The sequence below is a fragment of the Nocardia donostiensis genome, assembly GCF_002081715.1.
Taxonomy (GTDB): Bacteria; Actinomycetota; Actinomycetes; order Mycobacteriales; family Mycobacteriaceae; genus Nocardia; species Nocardia donostiensis.
On sequence record NZ_MUKP01000026.1, the window covers coordinates 61,604 to 88,119 of the forward strand.

The window sequence follows — 26,516 nt, forward strand, 5'->3', positions numbered from 1 at the left end:
CTTCGTATCGAATTTCCATCCGGGCTTTCCCCTCGTTCGGGCACGGACGCCCCGTCCTCCGGTGTCGGCTCGCGCCTACGGCCTATGTAGTCGTGACAACAGCGGACATCGTTACCGGAACGCGGCAGTTGTGGCTTCATCATGCCCGACCCTTACCCGCTCGATCACGACCGACCCGCCGTTGCGTCGAGATCGAACAACTCGGCCAGCAACGGACCGATCTGAGCGACCGCCTCGGGTGAGGTCATCTGATCGTGCACGGCCGGGATCGGGTGGTCCGTGATGGTTCCGTCCACGTATTCGGCCCAGTTCGCCGCCGCGTTGTCGTTATCTGCAGCGCTGAAATAGTCCAGCCTGCCGCGGAACACGCCCGGGCGGTGTTCGGCGATGAGTTCGGCCGAACGCACCGCGCTGCGGTAGATGCGGCGCACCCGCTCCGGGGTCAGCACAGCCATATCCGGCGGGATGGTGGCGTGCAGGGCGGCCAGCCCCTCCTCGGTCAGGTCGTGGATATCACCGTCGGGCAGCACCGCGTCGGCGCCGATACCGAGTTCGGCCAACGCCTCCCGGATGGCCGCGCGGAAATCGGACACATCGATCGCCGGGTGGCTGTCCAGCATCGCCAACAGCGCCACCTGCTGACCGGCGGCCTGCAGTTCGGTGGCCACCGCGTGTGCGATGACACCGCCCAGCGACCAGCCGAGCAGATGGTACGGACCTTCCGGCTGCACCGCGCGGATCTCGGCGACGTAGCGCTGCGCCATCTCGGTGAGCGATTCGGGCAGGTAGCCGTCTTCGCTCAGCGCGGGTGACTGCAGGCCGTACACCGGGTAGCTGGCGGGCAGGTACTTCGGGAAACCCGCGTAGCACCACGACAACCCGTACATCGGGTGAATACAGAACAGCGGTTCGGCCGGTTCGGTGTCGTGCGGGACGCGGGTGCGGATGGGCAGCAGCACCCCGAGCGCGGCATTGGAGTCCAGGTCGTAATCGTGTTCCCCGGCGAGCGCGGCGAGGATCCGCGCGGTAATCTCGGCCGGAGTGGAGTCGGTGAAGAACCACTGCACCCTGACCTGCGCTCCGGTGCGGGCACGCAACAGGCTGACCGCCCTGGTGGCGAGCAGCGAGTTGCCACCGAGATCGAAGAAATCGGTGTCGAGCCCGACCTTGTCGCGGCCGCCGAGCACCTCGGCGAACACCTCGGTGACGGTCTGCTCCAGCGGTGTGCCCGGTGCCCGGTAGGGGCGTGCACTCAGCTGCGGTGCGGGCAGCGCCTTGCGGTCGAGTTTGCCGCTGGCGTTCAACGGCAGCTCGTCGAGCACGACGAGCGCCGAAGGCACCATGTACGACGGCAACGAAGCGCGCAGGTGGGCAAGCAGTTCTCGGTCGTCGAACCGTCCGTCGGTGTTGTCGGCGGCGGGCACCACATAGGCAGCCAACCGTTCGCCTGCCCCGTCGCGCACCAGCGAAACCGCGGTGTGCCGCACCGACGGATGCTCGAGTAGCACCGCTTCGATCTCGCCGAGTTCGATCCGCTGACCGCGCAGTTTCACCTGGAAATCGCTGCGGCCCAGGTATTCCAGCGCGCCGTCGCGCCAGCGCACCATATCGCCGGTGCGATACAGCCGCGCACCGCCGTCGTGGGCGATGAAACGTTCGGCGGTCAGCGCGGGCGCGCCGTAGTAGCCGCGAGCCAGCTGGACGCCCGCGACATACAGTTCGCCGGGTGCGCCGGGCGGCACCGGTCGCAGTTGCCGGTCCAGCACGTGCACCCGGGTATTGGCCACCGGTGTGCCGATCGGGACCGTGCCGACTGCGGGTGCGGTCACCGGATGCGCGGTGACCACGGTCGCTTCCGCGGGCCCATACCAGTTGATCAGGTCGGCCGTCGGCAGAGCAGCGGCGAAGCGAGCGGCGGTCTCCCCCGGCAGCGCCTCACCTGCGGCGAAAACGCGCCGCAGCGACGGGTATTCCGCCGTGTCCGTGCGGGTGGCCACCGGGTCGAGGAACACATCGAGCATCGACGGCACGAAATGTACTGTGGTGACCCCGTAGTCGGTGATGACGCGCGACAGGTACGCCGGATCGCGATGACCGTCCGGTTCGGCGATCAGGATCGATGCGCCGGTCTGCAACGGCCAGAACAACTCCCAAGTGGAGATGTCGAAGGTTGTCGGCGTCTTGTGCAGCACCACGTCGGAGACATCGTGCGGATAGGTGCGCTGTGCCCAGCGGAACTGGTTGGTCATCTGTCGGTGGGTGATCGCCACGCCCTTGGGTCTGCCGGTGGAGCCGGAGGTGTAGATGACGTAGGCCAGGTCGTCGGGCCGCACCGCGTTGTCCGGCTGCATGTCCAGCCGCGGCAGGTACTGGGTCTGCATGGTCATTACCTCTGCCTCGAGGTCCACGCGCGGCAGGTACAGCGTGGCTTCCGCGTCAGCGTCCACGGGTGGCAGGTACAGCGTGTCCACGGCGACGACGGGAACACCGGTGGCGGTGGCGAATCCGTCGGTTGAGGTGGTCAGCACGCACAGCGGGGCGGCGCCCGCCAGCACGTACTCATTGCGTTCGGCCGGATGATCGGGGTCGACCGGGACGTACGCGCCACCGGCCCGCAGCACCGCGTACACGGCGACCACCAGGTCGATACCGCGGCGCATCGCCACCGCGACCAGGGTTTGCCTGCCGACGCCGTAACGGGTCAGCTCCGCGGCCAGCGCCCGGGCCCGGCGGTCGAGTTCGAGGTAGGTGAGCACGGTGTCGCCGTAGCGCACCGCCGGGGCCTGCGGGGTGCGCGCTACCTGCGCGTCGAACAACGACAGCAGGGTCGCCTCGTCGAGCAGCTCGCCGTCCTCGGTGGCGTTGTGTGCGGCCAGTTCGGCGCGTTCGCCGTCTAGCAGCACGTCGATATCGGCGAGCCTGGTCTGTGGTTCGGCGACGAAACGGCCGATGAGCGTTTCCAGCCGCCGCATCAGCGTCTCGGCCTGCGGGACGTCGAATACGTCGCGCAGGTACTTCACCGATACGCGCAGCTGATGGTCCAGCACCACCATCACGGTCAGTGGGTAGTGGGTGCCGTTGACCGCGTCGATGCCGGTGATGCTCATCCCGTCGATGGCGTCTGCGCGGGCCGCCAGCCCTTCTCGGTCGACCGGGAAGGATTCGAACACCACCAGCGAGTCGAACAGTCCCTCGACGCCGATCTCGTCCTGGATATCGCTGAGCCCCACGTAGTGGTAGTCCAGCAGCGCGGCCTGCTCGGCCTGCAATTGGCGTAGCAGCCCGCCGAGGGTGTCGGTCGCGGCGAGCCGCACCCGCACCGGGATCGCGTTGAGGAACAGGCCCACCATCGTCTCCACGCCGTCCAGCTGCGGTGGTCGGCCGGAGACGGTGGCGCCGAATACGACATCGTCGCGGTCGGTGGTGCAACCGATGAGCAGCCCCCAGGCGGCCTGGACCACGGTGTTGACCGTGACCCCCAGATGCGCGGCCAGCCGGGACAGCGCCGCGGTGTCCTCGGGGGACAGAGCGAACCCGACCTCGCCGACTCCGGCGGAGATCTGCCTGCCCAGCTCGACCGGCGCCAGCGGTGTCGGTTCGGTGATCCCGGACAGCGCCTGCCGCCACGCCTGCCGGGCGGTGGCACCGTCTTGGGCGACCAGCCAGGCCAGGTAGTCGCGGTAGGACCCGGCCGCGGGCAGCTGCCATGCATTACCGCCCATGACGTAGAGCGTCAGCAGATCCTGCATCAGCAGCGGCATGGACCAGCCGTCGATGAGGATGTGGTGGCTGGTCACCAACAAGCGGTAGGTGCCGGTGTTTGCGGTATCCGTAGTGCGTACCAGCGCGAACCGCAGCAGCGGCGCGCTGCGCATATCGAAGTGATCGGCCAGGTCCGCTTCCTGCAGCCTGCGCAGTTCTTCGGCGGCGGCGTCGACGGGCAGGTGTGTCAGGTCGACCAGCCGCCACGGCACCTCGATACCGTCCTGCACGATCTGCACCGGTTTGCCCGCGGCGTCGTCGGCGAAGGCGACCCGCAGGTTGTCGTGCCGGTCCAAGACTGCTTGCGCGGCCAGCCGCATCCGCTCGGGGTCGACCGCGCCGCCCAGGTCGAGCATGAACTGGGTGGTGTAGACATCGACCGAGGTGTCGGCGAGCAGCGCGTGGAACAGCATGCCCGATTGCAGCGGGGTCACCGGCCAGATATCGGACAGTCCCGGATAGGTGTGGGCGAACCGGTCGATATCGGCCTGCTGCAACCGGACCAGCGGGAAGTCCGACGGGGTGAAACCGCCCGCGCCCGGTCGCAGGCCGTGTTCGGCGAGGCCGCCCAGCGCCCGGATCCAGTGTTCGGCGAAGATTTTCACCTCTTCGCCCGCGAATATCTCGGCCGCATAGTCGAACCGGGCCAGGAGGCCCTCGTCGGTGGCGTCGACCGTCAGCGCGAGCAGCAGATCGGTCGCAGGCGTGTCGGTGTGCACGCGGGCCGGGCGCAGATCCCGGTACCGCAGCGCGAACCGTCCATCGTTGCGCAGGCCCGCTCCGGTGTCGGGGTTCAGGTACCGCAGCAGGGCGTAGCCGATACCGTTGCGGGGCACCGACCGGTGCAGTTCCTTGATCTGCACAAGCGCCGCGCCCGCCGCCGGGCCACCGACCAGGGCATCGGCAACATCGATACCGTCGAGCGCCAGCGGCAGCGGGAATTCGGTGCGGAACCCGCCGACGATATTGTCGGCGCCCGCGCTGGCGATAGCGCGGCCGTCGGCCTCCAACCGGATCACCGAACCGATGGCTGTGGTGACGGTCTCCCGGTGGCCGGTACGCAAGGCGAGCGCGACCGCCGTCAGCAGCACCTCGGTGACGGTGGCGTGATACGCCTCGGCGACGGTGGCGACGGCCTCGGTGCCTTCAGCGGTGATGGTGAGCGAAACCCGCCGCCGCGCACGCAGGTCTGCCGCGCCGATCGCGGGGGCTTGCGGGACGGCGGTCAGGGCGCGCTCCCACCACAGGGCTTCCTCGGCCAGTTGCGGTGACCGCGCGTACTCCGCCAGCGACCGGATGATCGCGCCGAGCCCGGATTCGGGTGCGGCGGGCGCGGCGTGGCGGCCGTGGTTCCAGGCGGTGGTGAGCTGATCGATGATCGTCCGCCAGGAGATATCGTCGACGACGAGCGCGTTCGCGACGACGACCAGCAGGAACTGCTCCGGTGTTCCGGTTGCGACGAAATGGATGTTGCGACCCTCGACCGGGTCGAGTGCGGCCGCGGCGGCCTGCACCACATCGTCGATGGGCAGGGTGGTTTCGCCGCTGTCCGGGTCGAGCCAGCGGAACTGCTGGTCGTGCCGCTGGCCTGCGGGCGGGATGCGCAGCACCGGCTCGGTGGGATCGGGGTCGAGCCGCACCCACAGCATCGGATGCTGTTGCAGCACCGCGCACACCGCGGTCTCGACATCCTCGGCTGGGCATTCGCGCGGCACACCGAGCACGATGGCGCGCACCTCGACACCGGGCACGCTGTTGCCGAGCAGCCGCACCGCGGTCGGGGTCGCGGGCAGTTCGCCCGATTCGTCACCGGCCGAGCCCGCGACGGACGCCCGCGCGGCGAGCGCCGCCACGGTGCGCGCTTCGAACACATCGCGCGGCGCGAATTCCACCCCCTGTGCCCTGGCGCGCGACACCACCTGGATCGAGACGATGCTGTCACCGCCGAGAGCGAAGAAATCGTCGTCCACCCCGACCTGCTCGATACCGAGCACCTCGCCGATCACGGCGGCAACCACCTCTTCGGCGCGGGTGCGCGGGGCGCGATAGGCGCGGGTTTCCAGTACCGGTTCCGGCAGGGCGCGCCGGTCGAGTTTGCCGACCGGGGTCAGCGGGATCTGGTCGAGCACGATGATCGCGGCGGGGACCATATGGTCCGGCAGCACTTGGGCGAGGTCGGCGGTGAGATCGGCGGTGTCGGGGTTCGCATCGGGTGCGGGCAGCACATACGACACCAGCATGGTGGCCCCGGCACCGGATTCGCGGCCGACCGTGACGGCGAAGTCGATATCAGGCCTGCTCGCCAGCGCGCTGTCGATCTCGCCGAGCTCGATGCGGAAACCGCGCACCTTTACCTGGAAATCGTTGCGGCCGACGTATTCCACCTCGTCGCCGAGCCAGCGCACCACATCGCCGGTACGGTACAGCCGGTCTCCCGGCCGACCATAGGGGTCGGCGACGAAACGGGCGGCGGTGAGCCCGGGGCGGGCGTGATAACCGCGCGCCAACTGGATACCGCCCAGATACAGCTCGCCGACCACCCCTTCGGGTACCGGCCGCAGCCGCGTGTCCAGCACCAGCGCCCGCATACCGCGGATGGGCCCGCCGATGGTCACCGCAGCGCCCGGTTCCAGCCGATCGCTGATATTGGTCATGATGGTGGTCTCGGTCGGCCCGTACCCGTTGTACAGCGCCCGGTTCGGGTCGGCGGACCAGCGGTCGGCCAGCTCATCGGAAACGGCTTCCCCACCCGCGATGATCACCCGCACACCGGACAGCGCATTCGGGTGTAGCGAGGCGAGCACCGACGGGGTGAGGAAGGCGTGGGTGACGCCTTCGGCCTGGATCAGCTCGGCCAGTTCGTCACCGCCGAAGGTCAGCGGCGGCGCAACCACCAGGGTGCCCGCCGGCCCCACCGCCAGCAGAAGTTCCAGCATGGACGCGTCAAATGACGGCGAGGCGAATGCCAGTGCCCTGATGGTGCGATCGAGCCGGTAGCGGTGTATCTGTTCGCTGCTGAAGTTGTGCAGGCCGCGGTGGGTCACCACCACACCCTTGGGCATACCGGTGGAGCCGGAGGTGTAGATCACGTAGGCGGCGTTGGCCGGGTGAATGCGCCCGCGCCGCTGCTCGTCGGTGATCGGCCCGTCCGGTCGGGCTGCGACGTCGGCGGCGAAGGCCGGGTCGTCCAGCGCGATCCAGCCGCCCGCCACCGCGGGTAGCTCGGCGAGCTCGGCGGACATGGTGACCCCCAGCGCTGCCCCGGAGTCGGCGACCATATGGGCGATGCGGTCGGCCGGGTAGGCGGGGTCGAGCGGCACCGGGGCGGCGCCGGTTTTCGCGACCGCCCACAGCGTGAGCACCGATTCCACCGAGCGGCGCAGCGCCACCGCGACCAGGACGTCGGGTCCGGCGCCGTGGTCGATCAGCACCCGCGCCAACTGCGCGGAGGCAGAATCCACGTCGGTGTAGGTGAACGAGCGGGCGCCGTCGGTGAGCGCGATCCCGTCCGGGTTGGCGGCGACGGCGTCGGCCATCAGTTCCGGCAGGGTACGCACCGGTTCGGCTGGTCCACCCGCGTGGGTGGTGAGGTGGGCGTATTCGGATTCGTCGAGGATGTCCAGATCGCCGACGGACTGCCCGGCATCGCGGACGGCGGCGGCGAGGATGCGCTGGAACCGGTGGCCGAACTCGACGACCGTTTCCTCGTCGAACAGGTCGCGCGCGTAGGTGAATTCGGCGGTGATACCGGCTGCGGCACCGTCGGCGTGGCGCATTTCGCGGACGGTGAGCAGCAGATCGAATTTCGCGGTGCCCGCGGCCGGGTCCATGGCGGTGAAGCTGAGGCCGGGCAGTTCGAAACTTGTCGGGGCCAGGTTCTCGAACGACAGCGCCACCTGGAACAGCGGGTGCCGTCCCGCGGAACGCTGCGGGTCGAGTGCTTCGACCAACCGCTCGAACGGGATATCAGCGTTAGCGAAGGCGCGTAGACCGGTTTCCCGGTTGGCGGCGAGCAGTTCGGCGAACGACAGGTCCGGCCGCACTTGGCTGCGCAGGACCAGGGTGTTGACGAACATGCCGATCAGATCGTCTAGTTCGGCTTCGCCGCGGCCCGCGATCGGGGTGCCGATGGCGATGTCCTCGGTGCCCGACATCCGCGACAGGAACACCGCGAGCGCGGTATGCATCACCATGAACACGGTCGCGTTGTGTACGCGGGCCAGTTCGGTGAGCCCGGCGTGTACCGCGGCGTCGACGATGAATTCGGTGGTGCCGCCCGCGAAGCTCTGCGCGGGCGGGCGCGGGCGGTCCGAGGGCAGGTTCAGTTCGTCGGGCAGATCGGCCAGCTGGGTGGTCCAGTACGCCAGCTGCGCGCCGGCGATGGAAGCCGGGTCGTCCTCGTCGCCGAGCACTGCACGCTGCCACAGCGCATAGTCGGCGTACTGCACCGGCAGGGGCGCCCACGTGGGGGACTGTCCGCCGGTGCGGGCCGTGTAGGCGAGCATCAGGTCGCGGGTGAGCGGGCCCAGCGACCAGCCGTCGGCGCTGATGTGATGGGCGACGAACACCAGCCCGTACTCGCTGCCGGCCAGCTGGAACAGCGTGGCCCGGAACGGCACCTCCACGGTGACGTCGAAACCGGCGGCGACGATGCCCGCGACTTCGTGCGCGATACGTTCCTCACCGATCTGCACCGGGGCGAGATCGATCTGCACCTCGTGTGGTGCCAGCACCTGCTGCACCGGCCCGTCGGCGGTCTGTGGGTAGATGGTGCGCAGGATTTCGTGCCGGGCGATGAGGTCGCCGACGGCGAGCCCGAGCGCGTCGACATCCAGCTCGCCGGACAGGCGGATGGCGACCGGGATGTTGTACACCGCTGCGCTGGTGTCGTATTGGTTGAGGAACCACATCCGCTGCTGGGCGAACGACAGCGGGATACGCTCCGGGCGCGGCCCGGCGACCAGCGGCACCCGCGCGGTGTCGCCGGTGTGTGCGGTGTGTTCGAGCCGTACGGCCAGCCCGGCGACGGTGGGCGCCTCGAACAGCGCGCGCACCGCAACCCTGCGCTCCAGTGCCGCGCCGATCCGGGCGACGGCCTGGGTGGCCAGCAGCGAGTTGCCGCCGAGGTCGAAGAAATCGTCGTCCGCGCCGACCTGTTCTACGCCGAGCAGCTCGGCGTAGACCCGCGCGACGATCTCCTCCACCGGGGTGGTGGGGGCACGGAACTCGCGCGCCTGGAATTCGGGGGCGGGCAGCGCTGTGCGGTCGAGTTTGCCGTTGGGTGTCAGCGGCAGCGCGTCGAGTACCACGAAAGCCGACGGCACCATATAGGACGGCAGCACGGCATCCAGCGCTGATTGCACTGCGCTGGTGTCGATTGCGGTGTCGACGGAATGCTCGCCGGTATCTGCGGTGCGCGCGGCCCACCGGCTGTCCGCGGCGGGCACCAGGTAGGCGACCAGCCGGTCACCGGTATGCGGATCGGAGGTGGCGAGTACAACCGCCTGACCGATCTGGGGCAGCGCCAGCAGCGCGGCCTCGATATCGCCGAGTTCGATGCGGAAACCGCGGATCTTGACCTGGAAGTCGGTGCGGCCCCGGTAGTCCAGTTCCCCGGAGGTGGTCCACACCGCTAGGTCGCCGGTGCGGTACATGCGTTCGCCGCTGCCGTATGGGTCGGCGACGAAACGGTCCGCGGTGAGGTCGGGGCGGGCGTAGTAGCCGCGGGCCAGCTGGGCGCCCGCCAGATACAGTTCGCCGGGGACACCGGGCGGGACCGGGCGCAGCCGGGCGTCGAGGACGTAGGCGCGGGTGTTCCATTCCGGTGCGCCGATCGGCACCGCGACGCGATCGGCGTCGGTCACCTGGTGGCTGGTCACCGAGACCGCTGCCTCGGTGGGCCCGTACAGGTTGTACAGCGCTACTAGAGGATACGCAGCGTATGCGGCGCAGAACCGCTGGGCGAGCGCCGCGGGCAGTGTCTCACCGATGGCCAGTACGCGGCGCAGCGAGCGCGGGCGTTCCACGGTGTCGGCCGTCAGCAGCGCGTCGAGTAGCGAGGGCACCGTGTGCAGGGTGGTCACCGCTTCGCGGGCGATCAACTCGTTCAAGTATGCGGGGTCGCGGTGACCGTCCGGGGCGGCGATCACCAGGCGGCCGCCGCAGCAGATCGCGGACCAGAATTCCCAGACCGACAGGTCGAAGGTGGCGGCGGTTTTCAGCAGGACGATGTCGTCGAGCCCGAGCTCGAAAGTGGCGGTTTTCCACAGCAATTGGTTGACGATCGCAGCGTGCGAGACGGCGACACCCTTGGGCCGTCCGGTGGAGCCGGAGGTGAAGATGATGTAGGCGGTGTGCTCGGGCCGGATCGGTGTGCCGCGGTCGGCGTCGGTGACCGGTTCGCCGGAGAACTGTCCGGCCTGGTCGTCGTCGATATGTACGACCGGCGCGCGGTCGGTGCCGAACCCGGTGGCGTTATCGGTGAGCACGCAGACCGGTCGCGCGGTGTCGAGGATGAGGCCGATGCGTTCGGCGGGCTGATCCGGGTCCAGCGGCACATAGCTGCCGCCGGCTCTGGTCACCGCGTACATGGCGATGACGAGTTCCGGCGAGCGCCGGATAGCCAGCGCGACCGGGGTTTCCGCGGTGACACCGAGGGAGATCATGCGGCGAGCGAGCCGGTTGACGCGGCGGTCGAGTTCGGCGTACCCGATCTCGACGCGGTCGCCGTCGGGCAGGTCCGCCACCAGCGCGGGCGCGTCGAGACCGGCGGCAATGGCCCGGTCGAGCAGGGTCGACAGGGTGGCGCCGGGCAGTGCGAGCGGACGGTGGGTGTCGTTCCAGGTCGACAGTACGGCACTGCGTTCGGCGGGGTCGAGGATGTCGATATCGCCGACCGCGACGGTGGCGTCGGTGGCTACGGCATCGAGGATGCGGGTGAACCGGTCGGCGAAGCCGCGCACCGTGTCCGCGTCGAACAAATCCGTGGCATATGTGAAGAACCCACCGATGCCCGCCGCAACACCTGATTCGGCATACGAATCAGCCACGATCAAATGCAGATCGAACTGCGACACCCCCACATCAGCATCAATCCCCGACACCACCAGCCCCGGCAACTCCACCTGCACCGGAGCCATATTCTGAAACGACAACCCCACCTGGAACAACGGATGATGCGCCGTCGATCGCGGCGGATTCAACACCTCCACCAACCGCTCGAACGGAACATCCGCATTCGCGAATGCCTCCAGATCGATCTCTCGCTGCCGCATCAACAAATCCGCGAACGTTTCGTGCCCATCGATCTGAGACCGGAACACCACCGTATTGACGAACATCCCGATCAGGTCGTCGAGTTCCCGCTCACCACGACCAGCCACCGGAGTCCCGATCGCGATATCGTCGGTCCCCGACAACCGGGCCAGCAGCACCGCGAACGCCGCATGCACCACCATGAACAACGTCGCGTTGTGCGCTCGGGCCAGCTCCATCAAACCGGTATGAGTATCCGCCCCGACCGAGACCTCGACCCGGCCACCGGCCATGGATGCCACCGCGGGCCGCACCCGATCAGCAGGCAACTCCAACACGTCCGGCAACCCAGCCAACCGCTCGCGCCAAAACCTCACCTGCCGACCAGCAACGGAACCAGAATCCGCCTCGTCCCCCAGCACCACCCGCTGCCACAACGCAAAATCCGCATACTGCGCCCCCAACGGCGCCCACCCAGGCTCGGCCCCCACCAACCGAGCCCCATATGCCACCACCACGTCCCGCACCAACGGACCCATCGACGACGCATCACCAGCAATGTGATGCACCACCACCACCAACACATAGGTGTCCGGCTCGTCGGCGATATCGAACAGCCGCACCCGCACGGGAACCTCGGTGGTCACATCGAAAGACGCCGACGCCAGCGCATATACCCGGTCGGGCACATCGGCGGTGTCGACGCGCTCGGCGGTGAGGTTCACCCCCATCTGCCCGGCGGGCAGCACCACCTGCACCGGGCCGTCCGGGGTTTCCGGATATACGGTGCGCAGCACCTCATGCCGCGCCACCACATCATCGAAGGCGGCCTCGAGAGCAGCTACGTCCAGCTCACCGGTCAGCCGCAGAGCGAACGGCAGGTTGTAGGCCGCTGAACCAGCCGAATCCGCTCCCTCGTCGTGAGCGAACCGGTTGAGAAACCACATCCGCTGCTGCGCCAACGACAACGGCAACCGGTCCGGGCGTGGAATACTGCCCACAGCGATCCGCTCACCATAAGCAGCGGATTCGATGGTCTTCGCCAACGTATTCACCGTTGGTGAGTCGAACAACGCCCGCACCGGCACCCGAGTATCGAGCGCCGCACCCAACCGTGCGACCACCTGGGTGGCGACCAAGGAGTTACCGCCCAGCGCGAAGAAATCGTCATCCGCCCCGACCCGGTTGAGGCCGAGAACTTCGCCGAACACCCCGGCCACGATCTCTTCCACCGGAGTGGCGGGGACGCGGAACGCACGGGTGGCGAAAGTGGGTTCGGGCAGGGCTTTCCGGTCGAGTTTGCCGCTGGGGTTCAGTGGGAGGGCATCCAGTGCAACGATGGTCGCGGGCACCATGTACGCGGGCAGGGTTTCCCCGATCGCCGCGAGCAGCGACTCCTGGTCGATGCTGTGGCCGGGGACCGGTACCGCGTAGGCGACCAGTTGGTCGCCGAGCGACGACGCCGTGACGATCGCAACGGCCTGGCTCACCGACGGGTGGGCCAGCAGCGCAGTCTCGATCTCACCGAGTTCGATGCGCTGACCGCGGAACTTCACCTGGAAATCGGTGCGACCCAGGTAATCCAGCCGCTGCGGGGTCTGGCCGGTGGCATCCCGCCAGAGCACCAGATCACCGGTGCGGTACATCCGTTCCCCGGTCCCGAACGGGTTCGCCACAAAACGATCCGCGGTCAGATCCGGGCGGCGCACATAACCGCGCGCCAGCTGGTCACCTGCCAGATACAGCTCACCGGGGACACCCGCCGGGACCGGCCGCAGCCGGGAATCCAACACGTAGACACGGGTGTTCCACTGCGGCAGGCCGATCGGTACGGTCCGCTCCGCGGAGCCCGCGGCAGGCCAGAAGGTCACCGAGACCGCGGCCTCGGTGGGCCCGTACAGGTTGTGCACCTTCGCGGTGCTGATCGCGCGCACGGCCGTCACGGTTTCCGGCGGCAGCGCTTCCCCGATCACGAAGATCTCCCGCAGCGTTGGCACACTGCCCGGCGCGGTGTGGGCGGCGAACACCGTGAGCATCGACGGCACGAAATCGGTGACGGTCACCTGATTCGCCGCGATCGTCTCCGCGACATAGACCGGGTCGCGATGCCCGTCGGGGGTGGCGACAACCAAGGTCGCTCCCACCCGCAGCGGCAGGAAATAACCCCACAGCGACACATCGAACGTCGTCGCCGTCTTCTGCAGATACACGTCGTGGAAGCCGAGCGGGTATTCGGACAGCATCCAGGCGATCTGGTTGTTGATCGCGGCGTGCGAGACGGCCACCCCCTTCGGCCGGCCGGTGGAACCGGAAGTGAAGATCACATACGCCGGATGTTGCGGCAGCACCGGACGCAGCAGTTCGTCCGGCCGGACCGGGTCGGTGGCGTAACCGGTCAGGTCGAGAGTGTCGATCGGCAGGGCCGGTGTGCCGTCGGGGAGCGCGGCGGCATCCGCAGCGGTGGTGAGCACGCAGACCGGTTCGGCGGTGTCGAGGATATGAGCGATCCGCTCCGCCGGATGATCCGGATCCAACGGCACATAAGCCCCACCCGCCGTCACAATCGCATACATCCCCACCACCAGATCCAGCGAACGCCGGACCGCCAACCCCACCAGCGACTCCGGACCCACACCCCGCTCGACCAGCAACCGCGCCAACCGGTTCACTCGCGCATCGAACTCACGGTAGGTCAGCTGGGTGTCTTCGTAGACGACGGCCACTGTGTCGGGGCGCTGGGTGACGGTGCGCCGGTAGCCGTCCAGCAGCAGTTCCGGCGCCAGCGGGAAACCGGTGTCGTTCCAGGCCAGCAGCATCCGGTTCCGGTCGTCGCGCGACAGCAGCTCGATATCGCCGACGCAGCGGCGCGGGTCGGCGGTGACCGCGGTGAGCACGCGAGCGAGCCGCCGCCCGAACTCGGCGACGGTCGGTTCCTCGAACAGGTCGGTGGCGTAGGTGAACAGGGCCGACATCCCGGCGGGGGCACCGTCTTCGGTGGTGCGTGGCACCACGGTCAGCTGCAGATCGAATGTGGCGATCGCGCCGTCCAGTTCGATGGTGGAGGCGGTGAGCCCGGGCAGCTCCAGGGTGGGTGCGGTCAGGTTCTGGAAGAACAGCGCCACCTGGAACAGCGGATGATGCGCTTGGGAACGCACCGGGTCCAGCACTTCCACCAGCCGCTCGAACGGTAGTTCGGCGTGCGCGAACGCAGCGAGGTCGGTGTCCTTCACCGCGGCGAGCACGTCGAGGAACGACGAGCCGAGATCCACCCTGGTGCGCAACACCAGAGTGTTGACGAACATCCCGATGAGGTCGTCCAGTTCCCGTTCACCGCGACCGGCGACCGGGGTGCCGATGGTGATGTCGTCACTCGCGGACAGTCGCGCGAGCAGCACCGCGAAGGCGGCGTGCATCACCATGAACTCGGAGACCCCCGCGGTGTGGGCGAGTTCGGCGATGCGGCGGTGCACGTGCTCGTCGAGTTCGAAGCTGTGCACGGCGCCGCGGCCGGTGGCGGCCGCGGGCCGCGGCTGATCGGTGGGCAGTTCGATGCGGTCAGGGATGCCGGCGAGCGTGTCGCGCCAGAACGCGATCTGTTCGGCCGCCAGCGAATCCGGGTCGTTCTCGTCGCCGAGCACCTCGCGCTGCCAGAGCGTGTAGTCGGCGTACTGCACCGGCAGCGGCGCCCAGAAGGGGCGGGAGTTGTTGCGCCGGGCGAGGAACGCCGCCAGCAGATCCCGCAGGAACGGTCCGACCGAGGCGCCGTCGGCGGCTATATGGTGCACCACCACGGCCACCACATGCTCGTCCGGCGCGAGTTCGGCCAGCGCGATCCGCAACGGCACCGCGGCTGCAACATCGAAACCGGCGAGCACCAGCGACGTCAGCCAACCGGGCAGTTCGTCGTCGGTGACCGGTTCGGCAACCAGGTCGGGGGCCACCTGCTCAACAGGCAGCACCACCTGATACCCCGCCCCATCCACCGCCGGATACACCGTCCGCAACGACTCATGCCGCCCGATCACATCGGCAACAGCCGCCCCCAGCGACGCCACATCCAGCACACCCGACAACCGCACCGCAAACGGAATATTGTTCGCCGCCGAACTCGGATCGAACTGATTCAAAAACCACATCCGCTGCTGCGCAGGCGATAACGGCACCCGCTCCGGGCGCGGCATCGGCCCGAGCTCACGGCGTCCGCCCGCGCCCGCGAACGTTTCCAGACGCGCCGCCAATCTGGCGACGGTGGGCGCTTCGAAGATCAGCCGGGCCGGAACCCGCGCGGAGATCGCCGCGCCGAGCCGGGCCGCGACCTGGGTGGCGATCAGCGAGTTGCCGCCGAGTTCGAAGAAATCGTCGTCCGCGCCGACCACCTCGGCGGGGCCGAGTAGATCGGCGTAGATATCGGCGACGGCCTGCTCCAGCGGGGTTGCGGGCGCGCGGAACGCCTTGCTCTGCAGGTGCGGCGCGGGTAGCGCGGCACGGTCGAGTTTGCCGACCGGGGTCAGCGGGATCTGGTCGAGCACAGTGATGCTGGTGGGCACCATATGCGCGGGCAGGCTGTGTTCGGCGGTCTCGGCCAGTTCGCCCGCGTCGACAGTCTGTCCCGGCGCGGGATGCACATACGAGGCGAGAATGGTGGTGCCGCTGTCGAGCTGGTGTCCGACGGTGACCGCGAAATCAACGGACGGGTGCGCAGCCAGCACCGCATCGATTTCACCGAGTTCGATACGGAAACCGCGGATCTTGACCTGGAAGTCGTTGCGGCCCAGGTACTCCAGATCACCGTCGGGTGTCACGCGCACCAGGTCGCCGGTGCGGTAGAGCCTGCCGCCGTTGGGGTCGAACGGATTCGCGATGAAACGCGCGGCGGTGAGGCCGGGGCGGGCGTGATAACCGCGGGCGACCTGCGCGCCGGTGATGTACAGCTCACCGGTCACGCCGTCTGCCACCGGGAACAGCCGTTCGTCCAGCACGTATTCGGTGACCGCGCGAATCGGTGCGCCGATCGTCACCGGCTGCTCCGGTGCCAGCGGCGCACTGATATTGGTCATGATCGTGGTCTCGGTGGGACCGTAACCGTTATAGAACTCCCTGGTCCCGCCACCAGCCAGCGGCAGCACCCAACGCCGCACCAATTCCGGCGGACACGCCTCACCACCAGCCACCACAACGCGCAGATCGTCGAGCCCGGCGGGATCGACCGACGCCAACGCCGCCGGAGTGACGAACGCATGCGTCACCCGCTCCCGACGCAACAACGCCGCCAGCTCATCACCACCGAACACCGTGGGCGCGACTACAACCATGGTCGCGGCTCCGCCGATCGCCAGCAGCAACTCCAGCACCGATGCATCAAACGACGGCGACGCAAAATGCAGAGTGCGCGAACCCGAGGTGACCTGGTAGCGCTCCCGTTGCTCGGCGCAGAAACTCGCTAACCCGGCTTGGGTGACGACCACCCCTTTGGGCAGGCCGGTCGAGCCGGACGTGTAGATCACATAAGCCGGATGCTCCGCACGCAGTGGACGCACCCGATCGGCGTAGGTAACCGGATCGGCCGGATAGTGTTCGAGCCTCGCGGCCGCCTCGGCGGTATCGATGAGCAGCCACTCCACCCGCCCCGGCAGTTCGTCACGCACCTCTGCGACGGCGAGCCCGAATACCGCGCCGGAATCGGCGACCATATGGTCGACCCGGTCGGCCGGGTAGTTGGGGTCGATCGGCACGAAACCGGCGCCGGTCTTGGCCACGGCCCATACAGCCACCACGGATTCGATCGACCGAGGAATACCGACCGCCACCAGGTCCTCGGGGCCGATTCCACGATCGATGAGCAGGCGAGCCAACCGGGTGGAGCGTTCGTCGAGTTCGGCGTAGGTGAGCTGTTCGAGCGCGCCGCCAGCGTCGGCGAAGGTTATTGCCGCGCCGTCGGGGGCTGCCTCCACGGCAGTCGCCATCAGCTGGGGAAGGGTCGTCACTCGCGGCCGCCGAGCACGGGTGGGGCGGGTCCGAGCCGGTCGTGTCATGCCGGCATCAAACCCTGAATCTCGAAGGTTCGCTGAACCACCGCGCCCATGAACTGCCTCACCCTGCCTGTTGTCGTGCCCTCGGTACCCGGCGCCAGCTGCGCATCAGCACCATCACCACTGCATCGATCCGGGGCGTGCCGATTGTTACCGACCGTTAGTATCGGTTCCTGCCGCGGCGAGCGCCAGGCACCGCCCACCGATTATCCCTCTCGCGTCGATATCTGTGGTGGTGTGTCTCCGCTCCTGCTCAGCCCCGGTCCCGCAGTGCCGCGGCCAGGCGCGGGCCGATCACCGCGAGGCCGCGGACATGGTCATCATGTCTGTTATCGCCGTTGTCCTCGGGCACCGTAACGCGGGTGGCTCACCAGGGCCGCCACACCGATCACGTTCGCCACCTGCAACCATCCGGCACCCGGATCGGCATCGTCATCGACCACCACCGCCTGCAGGCCCTCCAGCGGTCCCGGATCGATGACGCCGAGCCCGGCGTCATCGCTGATCAGGTGGGTCACCCATTCGTCGGCCAGTGCGTCGGTCAGCTCAGCGGCATCGGTCACGTCGGGCACCAGCACTACCGAGGCACCCGCCGACCCCGCGGCCACCACCTCGACCAGCGCGGCGAGGCTGTCGGGACGCCCGTGCCGGAAGGTGCGAGACTCGTAGGTCAGGTCGGTGATGGCCCGCAACCGTCCGGTTGCGGCCGCCAGCTCGTCGTAGCCGAGCGACCCACCGTCGCCGAGGAAGGCGAAGTCCGTGCCGCGCAGCGGACGCAATCGATGCGCATAGGTGACCGGCCGCGGCGATTCGCCTGCGATCTGCGCCGACGTCGCCGGATCATCCAGCACGAGCCAATCCACCCCGGCCACGGCTGGCCCGCCGCCGACCGCGACCCCGACCTTCACCTCTAGACCGGCCGCTACAGCCGCGTCCACCGAATCCACCGAAACCAGCGCGGCGCCCGCCTTGAGCACAGCCCACGCCGCGATCACCGCATCCACACTCCGCTCTAGCCGCACCACCACCGCGGAGCCGGGACCGCAACCGCGGGCGATGAGTGCCCGCGCCAAGCGCGACGATCCCGCGTCTAGCTCCTGATAGGTGCGCGCCTGCTCACCCCACACCACGGCCGGTCCTTCCGGATCGTCTTCCACCGTCGCGGCCAGCGTCTGGGCCAGCGCCGTGCCCGGAGTGGGCGCCGACGCGACTCCGGTGGTCAGCGGGCGGGCAGCCGCCGCGACAGCCAACCGCTGCATCTCCTCCGGGTCGAGGATGTCGATATCGCCCACCTGGACTCGGGGATCATCGGCCGCCGCGACGAGAATTCGTTCGAGTCTGCGGCCGAACGCCTGCACCGTCGACTCGTCGAACAGTTCGGTGGCGTAGGTCAGCACCGTCACCAGTTCCCCTGGCGCACCGCTGTCGTCGCGGCGCGGATCCACATTGATCTGCAGATCGAACTTCGCCGCGATCGCGCCCTCGTCCACCGCGGTGACGGTGAGGCCGGGCAACTGCAGCGTTGGATGTTCGTTGTTGTGGAACGACAACACCACAGTGAACAGCGGGTTGCGCGCGGTCGCCCGGCCGGGCACAACCACCTCGACGACCCGCTCGAACGGGATATCGGAGTTCGCGAACGCCGATAGATCGGTTTCCCTGGCCCGGTCGAGCAGTTCGGCGAACGACACCGTCGGCTCCACCCGGGTGCGCAACGCCAGCGTGTTGACGAACATGCCGACCAGATCGTCGAGCGCGCGTTCCCCACGCCCGGCGATCGGGGTGCCGAGTGCGATATCGGTCTCGTTGGTCAACCGCGCGAGCAGCGCCGCCACCGCGGCGTGCAACACCATGAACAGGGTGGCGTGATGGTCGCGTGCCAGCCGTTCCAGCGCCTCGTGCACCTCGGCGGACACGGCGAAACCGGTGGAGGCGCCGCGCATCGACGGAATCGGCGGGCGCGGCCGGTCCAGCGGCAACTCCAGATCCCCGCTGAGCCCGGCCAGCTGGTCACGCCAGTAGGCAAGCTGCTGCGCGGCGACGGACCCTTCGTCGTCGTCGGTGCCTATCACCGCGCGCTGCCATATCGCGAAATCCGCGTACTGCACCTCCAGCGGTGACCAGCGCGGCGAGTTACCGCCGATCCGGGCCAGATACGCGGTCATCAGATCGCGTGCCAGCGGCGCCATCGATGCTCCGTCGGCGGCGATGTGATGCACCACCAGGGCGAGCAGATGAATATCCGGCCCGTTGTCCAGCAGCAGGGCCCGGACCGGTACCTCCACGGTCACATCGAAACCGGTGGACATCAACTCGGTGATCCGGCCCAGCGGATCGTCGGCGGGCGCGGCCTCCAACCCGCCGCGAATCGCCTGGCTCACCGGCAGGATCTCCTGATAGGGCAGACCGTCCGGGCCGATGGGGTAGCGGGTGCGCAAGGATTCGTGCCGTTCCAGCACATCGGACATGGCGTGGCGCAGCGCGGTCACGTCCAGTGCGCCGGTCAACTGGATGGCCAGTGGAATGTTGTAGGCAGGGGAAGCTGGATCGAACTGGTTGAGCACCCACATCCGATGCTGCGCCAGCGACAGCGGCACGAACTCCGGGCGCTCCACCCTGGCCAGCGGCGGCCGGGCGGCGGTGGAGCCGCCGACGCCGGGAACAACCCGGGCGGCGAGTTCGGCAACCGTCGGTGCCTCGAACAGCTCCCGGACCGCCACATCGGCGTCCAGTGCCTCGTTGATCCGCGCCACCACCCGCGTAGCCAGCAGCGAGTTGCCGCCGAGGGCGAAGAAATCGTCGTCCAAACCGACCTCGGCGACACCGAGCAGATCGGCGTATACCTCGGCGACCGCCTGCTCCACGGCGCCTTCGGCGGCACGGAACGGCGCACCGCTCACGAACTCCGGATCGGGTAGCGACCTGCGGTCGAGTTTGCCGTTGGGGGTCAACGGCAGCGCATCGAGCACCACCACGGCATCGGGAACCATATATCCGGCCAGGAATTCACCGACCCGACCGCGCACCTGCATCGGGTCGACGCGGACACCGCTGTCGGCGGCGGGCACCACATACCCGAGCAGCCGGTCCCCGGCGTGCTCGTCGCCGCGTACCAGCGCCACCGCCTGACCGACGCCCGGGCAGCGCAGCAGCGCCGCCTCGACCTCGCCCAGTTCGATACGGAAACCGCGCAACTGCACCTGCTGATCGCCGCGACCGGCATATTCGAGGTTGGCGCGGCCACCGAAACCCACCCAGCGGCCGAGATCACCGGACCGGTACATGCGCGAACCCGGCTCACCGAACGGGTTCGCCACAAACCTGGACGCCGCCAAGCCCGGTCTGCCCAGATACCCGCGGGACAGCTGCTCGCCCGCAACATAGATCTCGCCCACCACCCCGACGGGTGCGGGCGCGAGCCGCTCGTCGAGCACGAACGCATCCAGACCGGGCAGTGCCCGGCCGATCACGCTGGCCGGGTTGTCCACCAGCTGCTCGTCCAGCGGCAGGAACGATACGTGCACCGTGGTCTCGGTGATGCCGTACATGTTCACCAGCCACGGCGCGGCGGTGCCGGTGCCGCCGGGCCCGCCGTGGCGTTCGTACCAGCGGTGCAGTTGCCGCAGGTCCAGCGCTTCACCGCCGAATACCACATAGCGCAGCGCGAGCTTGCCCGCCGCACCGTTGCGGCCCCCCGAACTCACGTTGGCGGCCCGGTCGGCCTCGGCCAGCTGGTAGAACGCCGACGGGGTCTGGTTGAGGACGGTCACCTGCTCCCGGAGCAGCAAGTCCCGGAACAGTTCCGGCGACCGCGATATCAGGTAGTCGACCACCACCACTGCGCCGCCGTTGGCCAGCGCGCACCACAGTTCCCATACCGAGAAGTCGAATGCGTAGGAATGGAACAGCGTCCACACATCGCTTTCGTCGAACTCGAACAGCAGCTGGGTGTTCGCGAACAGCTCCACCACATTGCGATGCGTGACGCCGACCCCCTTGGGCACACCGGTCGAACCGGAGGTGTAGATGACGTAGGCCAGGTTGCCCGGGCGCAGCCGCGCCGACCGGTCGGCATCGCTGATCACGGCGTCGGAGTAGGGCGCTGTGTCCTCGAGCAGCACGACGGGCAGGTCGACGGACGGTACGGCGTCACGTTCGGAAGCTGTGGTGAGCACCGCAGCCGGGCGCGCATCGGCGAGCATGAATTCCAGGCGCTGCGCCGGGTAGGTGGTGTCGATCGGCAGATAGCCCGCACCGGACAGCAACACGCCGAGCAAGGCGATCGGCAGCTCCTCGGTGCGCGGCATCGCCACCGCAACCAGTGTTTCCGGTCCCGCGCCGTGATCGATCAACGCGCGCGCCACTCGGTTCCCCCGGCGCAGCAGCTCGTCGAAAGTCACCGTGGTCTCACCGAACCGGACGGCCGGGGCGGAGGGCCGCCTGCGGGCCTGCATGCGGATCAGGTCGACCAGCGTCACCTCCGGCACCACGACGCCGGCGCTGTTCCATTCGCGCAGCACCAGTTCGCGCTCTCCCGGCGCGAGCACATCGATATCGCCTACGGCCACCGCGGAATCGGCGGCCACCGCGGTCAGGATGCGGCGGAAGCGGTCGGCGAAATCCTGCACGGTCGGCTCGTCGAACAGGTCGGTCGCGTAGGTGAACGCGGCGGACAGGCCGCGCTGCGTCCCGGCGCGGTCGATGTTTTCGACCATCGCCAGCTGCAGATCGAATTTGGCCAGCGGAACCGCCAGATCCAGCCCGCTGACGTTCAGACCGGGCAGTTCCAGTTCGGCCGGCGCCAGGTTCTGGAAGGTCAGCATCACCTGGAACAGCGGATGCCTGGCGGTGGAACGAGCGGGGTCGAGCAGTTCCACCAGCCGCTCGAACGGGACGTCGGCATGACTGAACGCCGCCACATCCGTGCGGCGGACCGCGGCGAGCAGGTCGGCGAACGACGCGCCGGGGTCGACCTCGGTGCGCAGCACAAGCGTGTTGACGAACATGCCGATCACATCGTCCAGCGCTGCCTCACCGCGACCGGCGACCGGGGTGCCGACGGCGATATCCCTGGTCGCCGACAGCCGGGCCAGCAGCACCGCCAGCGCGGCGTGCACCACCATGAACAAGGTCGAATTGTGCTGGTGCGCCAGACGGTCCAGCGCGGCATGCACCTGCGCATCCACCTCGAAGGCCAGGGTCGCGCCGTGGTTGGAGGCCACGGCGGGGCGTGGGCGGTCGGCGGGCAGGTCCAGTTGTTCGGGCAGCCCCGCCAGAGCGTTGCGCCAGTAACCGATCTGTTCGGACAGCACCGATTCCGGATCGTCCTCGGCGCCGAGGATCTCGCGCTGCCAAATCGCGTAATCGGCGTACTGCACCTCGAGCGCAGGCCATTCCGGTGCGCCGCCGCGCATCCGGTCCAGATACGCGGCCATCAGATCACGGGTCAGCGGGCCGACCGAGAAACCGTCACCGGCAATATGGTGGATCACGCAGATCAGCACATGTTCGGTGGGCGCGAGTTCCAGCAGGCGCAGCCGGACCGGCGGTGCGGCGGTGACATCGAAACCGGCCGCCACGGTCTGCGCGACCAGCACGGGCACCTGGGATTCAGCGGCCGATTCGACGGACAGTTCGGGTATCGCCAGCCGGTCGCCGATCGGCAGCACCTGCTGGTACCCCTCTCCGGCGATATCCGGGTAACGGGTGCGCAGCACCTCGTGCCGTTCGGCCAGATCACCGACAGCCGCGCGCAGGGCAGCCACATCGAGTTCGCCGCTCAACCGCACCGCGACCGGGATATTGTTCACCGCGCTCGTCGGATCGAACCTGTTCAGGAACCACATCCGCTGCTGCGCGTACGACAGCGGTATCCGCTCCGGGCGTGGCTGCGGCTCCAGCGCCTTACCGGCGGCCGAACCGGCATGCCGTTCCACTCGTTCGGCGAGTTCGGCCACGGTCGGGGCCTCGAACAGCAGCTGCACCGGCACCCGCACGCGCAACGCCGCGCCGATCCGGGCTGCGGCCTGGGCAGCCAGCAGCGAGTTGCCGCCGAGTTCGAAGAAATCGTCGTCCGCGCCGACCCGCACCCGCTCGGTGTCGCTGAGTGCGGCGCCGGGAACCAGTAGCTCCGCATACACCTCGGCGATGATCTCCTCCACCGGCGTGGAGGGCGCACGGAACGCCCGCGCCGCGAACACCGGTTCCGGCAGCGCGGCCCGATCGAGTTTGCCGACCGGTGTCAACGGGATCTCGTCGAGCACCATGAACGACGCCGGAATCATGTACGCGGGCAGCGATGCGCCGAGGAACTTCGCCAGCTCCCCGGTGTCGATGCTGCTTCCCGTCCTTGGCAGCACATACGACACCAGCGCGGTCGCGCCCGACGGCAGAGTTTTGCCCAGCGTCGCCGCGTAGTCGATATCGGCGTGGGCGGTGAGCGCGTTGTCGATCTCGCCGAGTTCGATGCGGAAACCGCGGATCTTCACCTGGAAATCGGAGCGACCCAGATATTCGAGGACACCGCCGTCGGGTCCGTTCGGGTCGGTGCGCCGCACCAGGTCGCCGGTACGGTACAGCCGCGCGCCTGCATATCCGGTGTCCGCGCCGAACGGGCTGGCAACGAACCGCTCCGCGGTCAGGCCAGGACGGTTCAGATACCCCTGGGCCAGCGCTGGGCCCGCCAGGTACAGCTCGCCGATCACCCCGGCAGGCACCGGACGCAACCACGCGTCCAGCACGAACGTCCCCACCCCGGGAATGGCCGAACCGATGGTGATCGGCCCACCCGCAGCCAGCGGCGGGGTGCTGGTGGCGAGGATAGTGGCCTCGGTGGGGCCGTAACCATTGCAGAAGGTGTGCTCGCCTGCCCAGCGGCCGACCAATTCGGGACCGAACTTGTCACCCGCGACGACCACCACTTCAAGGTCGTCGAGCCCGGCCGGGTCCACCGACTCCAGCGCACCCGGGGTGATCAACATATGCGTGACCTGCTCGCGGCGCAGCAGATCCGCCAGCTCGAAACCGCCGAACACATCCGGCGGCGCCACCACCAGGGTCGCCCCCGAGGTGAACGCCAACAGCAGCTCCAGCACCGACACGTCGAAGTTCGGTGAGCACACGTGCAGCACCCGGGAGTCGCCGGTGACGCTGTAGTGGTCGCGTTCGGCGGCGACCAGACTGCCGAGGCCGCTGTGAGTGACCACCACACCCTTGGGTTTACCGGTCGACCCGGAGGTGTAGATGACGTAGGCCGGGTGCCGCTCGTCCAGCGAACGCACCCGGTCGGCGTAGGAGATGGGGTGGCGTGGACGGCGCGCGGTCCGCTCGGATTGCACCGGGTCGTCGAGTTCCAGCCAGTACACCTTGGTGCCGAGTACCGGGCGGTGTGCCCTGGTGGTCAAGCCGATCACCGCCCCGGAGTCGGTGACGATGTGGTTGATGCGCTCGATCGGATACTCCGGGTCGACCGGCACATAGGCGGCGCCGGTTTTGGCGATCGCCCACACCGAAAGCACCGACTCGATACTGCGCGCGATACCGACAGCGACCACATCACCGGGCCCGACGCCGCGATCGATCAGCTCCCGCGCCAGCTGCGAAGACTGCTGATCGAGTTCCTGATAGGTGAGTTGGCGGTCATCAGCGGGCTCACCCGTCGGGTTGAACCGAATCGCCACCTCGCCGGCGGACGATTCCACCGCCGCGGTCAGCAGCTGACCGAACAGCGGGCTACTCGAGCGGCGACGACGGCCGCTCCGAGCGGAACGACGGGCAGTTTCCATTCGAGTACATTCACCTCTCGCGTCGGGCCTTACCCGGCCTTATCCCCCGAATTCCAGGGGCAACAGGACCGGGGCCGGGCGCGGTCGGGGCCATCATATAAGGGGTTTTTCCCCGGTGATGCCCGGCGAAGCGTCCCTGTGGACAAACCAGGAACGGGGCGTGCACCACCCTGCGCGGTATATATCGTCACGGCCGAGCAAGCGTTGCAGTCTGCGCGGTGCGGGCCCTCACAACCAGCCGCGGCGGATCGCCTGCACCCCTGCCTGGAACCGGGTGCTCGCGCCGAGCCGCTCCAGCAGCCGGGCGGTGCGCCGGACGACCGTACGCCGCGACATACCCAGCCTGCGGGCGATCGTGTCGTCGGTGGCGCCCATTCCCATCAGGGTCAGGATCGCCCGATCGCGTTCGTCGAGTTCGTCGACGGCGGGGTTCACCGAGATGGGCGCGGCCAGTGTCCACAGCACGTCGAAGGTGCGGATCAGCAACTCCAGCGCGGGCGAGGAGTTGATGCGCAGCCCCATCGGATCGGGGCGGCGTTCGTCGCCATGCAGTACCAGGCAGGCTCGTTCGTCATCGCTGATGACCAGCTTGAACGGCGGGTCGGGCAGGGTGCGCGCGTACGCGCCGCGGCTGTTGATCGACAGGGCGTACCGCAGCCGTTCCTGATCCTGGTAGATCGTGTCCTGATAAAGGATGCGATGCCGGACGCCTTCGGCCAGGCGGTCGCGGCGCAGGTCGAAGATGCGCCGTTCCCGGTCCCGGTCGCTCAGGTGTGGGCCGCGTTCGACCAGTTTGAGCATGCGGCGGGCGGTGCCCTGTAGTTCCTCGAAATCGGCGAGGAGTTCGGCCCGTTCGTACACTGGGACAACCGCACCGCCGTCGCCCCGCGGTGCACGCCGCACCGAACGGAAGGTTTCGCTGAGCCGGGCGGCCGCGGCATGCATGCTGCTGATCTGCTTCTGTCTGCGACGCGCCTCGGCCTCCGACAGTGATTCTGGGGCATGCGCGTCCCAGCGGGGTGTGCCGTCGGGTGCGTCGATCCGTATCGCGGCGCGTAGTTCGCACAGGCGGTCCAATGCGGCGGCGGCCGCGGTTTCGGACAGATCGACTCTGCGGGCGATATCGGCGAGGCTCGACCGCGGGTGATGCACCAGCACGGCGTAGATGCGACCGTGCGGGGATCCGGGCTCGAATATATCGGCAAGCTCGGTCACGACCCGAGCCTAACTAGCGGCTGGTCCGGCTGTATTCGGGATGAGCTGCGGAATATCAAGTTACCCAGGCGGACTCAGTAGGTGGGGCCCCACTCCAGCGGCACGCCTTTTGCGGCCATCCAGGGGATCGGATCGATCTTGTTACCGATCTGGTCCCAGATCTCGAGATGCAGGTGCGGGCCGGTGGACTGGCCGCGGTTGCCGACGGTGGCGATGACGTCACCGGCGTTTACGCGCTGCCCGGCGTGGACGAACATTTCGTTCACATGCCCGTAGACACCGGTGGTGCCGTCGTCGTGCAGTACGCGCACCCACAGCCCGAAACCGGAGGCGGGACCGGCCTCGATCACGGTGCCGCTGCTGACGGCGTGGATCGGGGCACCGATCTGATCGGCGAAGTCGACTCCGTAATGCATGGTGCCCCAGCGGCTGCCGAAGTTGGAGCTGATCGCACCGGCCACCGGACGCACCG

The 26,516-nt window shown here is 68.4% G+C and carries 4 protein-coding genes; all 4 read right to left on the reverse strand.

Annotated features, from left to right (window positions below; all coding sequences use genetic code 11):
• Positions 1 to 164: 164 nt before the first annotated feature.
• The gene (locus tag B0T44_RS17440) at positions 165 to 17,000 is read right to left on the reverse strand and encodes a non-ribosomal peptide synthase/polyketide synthase (protein ID WP_438269029.1); all 16,836 of its coding nucleotides are present in this window, start codon (positions 16,998 to 17,000) and stop codon (positions 165 to 167) included.
• Positions 17,001 to 17,374: 374 nt separating this feature from the next.
• On the reverse strand, positions 17,375 to 24,829 hold the full coding sequence (locus B0T44_RS17450; RefSeq protein ID WP_077114291.1) for a non-ribosomal peptide synthetase: 7,455 nt from the start codon (positions 24,827 to 24,829) through the stop codon (positions 17,375 to 17,377).
• A 228-nt stretch (positions 24,830 to 25,057) separates the two neighbouring features.
• A complete protein-coding gene (locus B0T44_RS17455; RefSeq protein WP_077114289.1) occupies positions 25,058 to 26,044 on the reverse strand; it encodes a winged helix-turn-helix transcriptional regulator in 987 nt (328 codons plus the stop codon).
• 74 nt (positions 26,045 to 26,118) lie between these two features.
• On the reverse strand, positions 26,119 to 26,516 hold a 398-nt coding region (locus B0T44_RS17460; RefSeq protein ID WP_139795328.1), incomplete at its 5' end, for a M23 family metallopeptidase.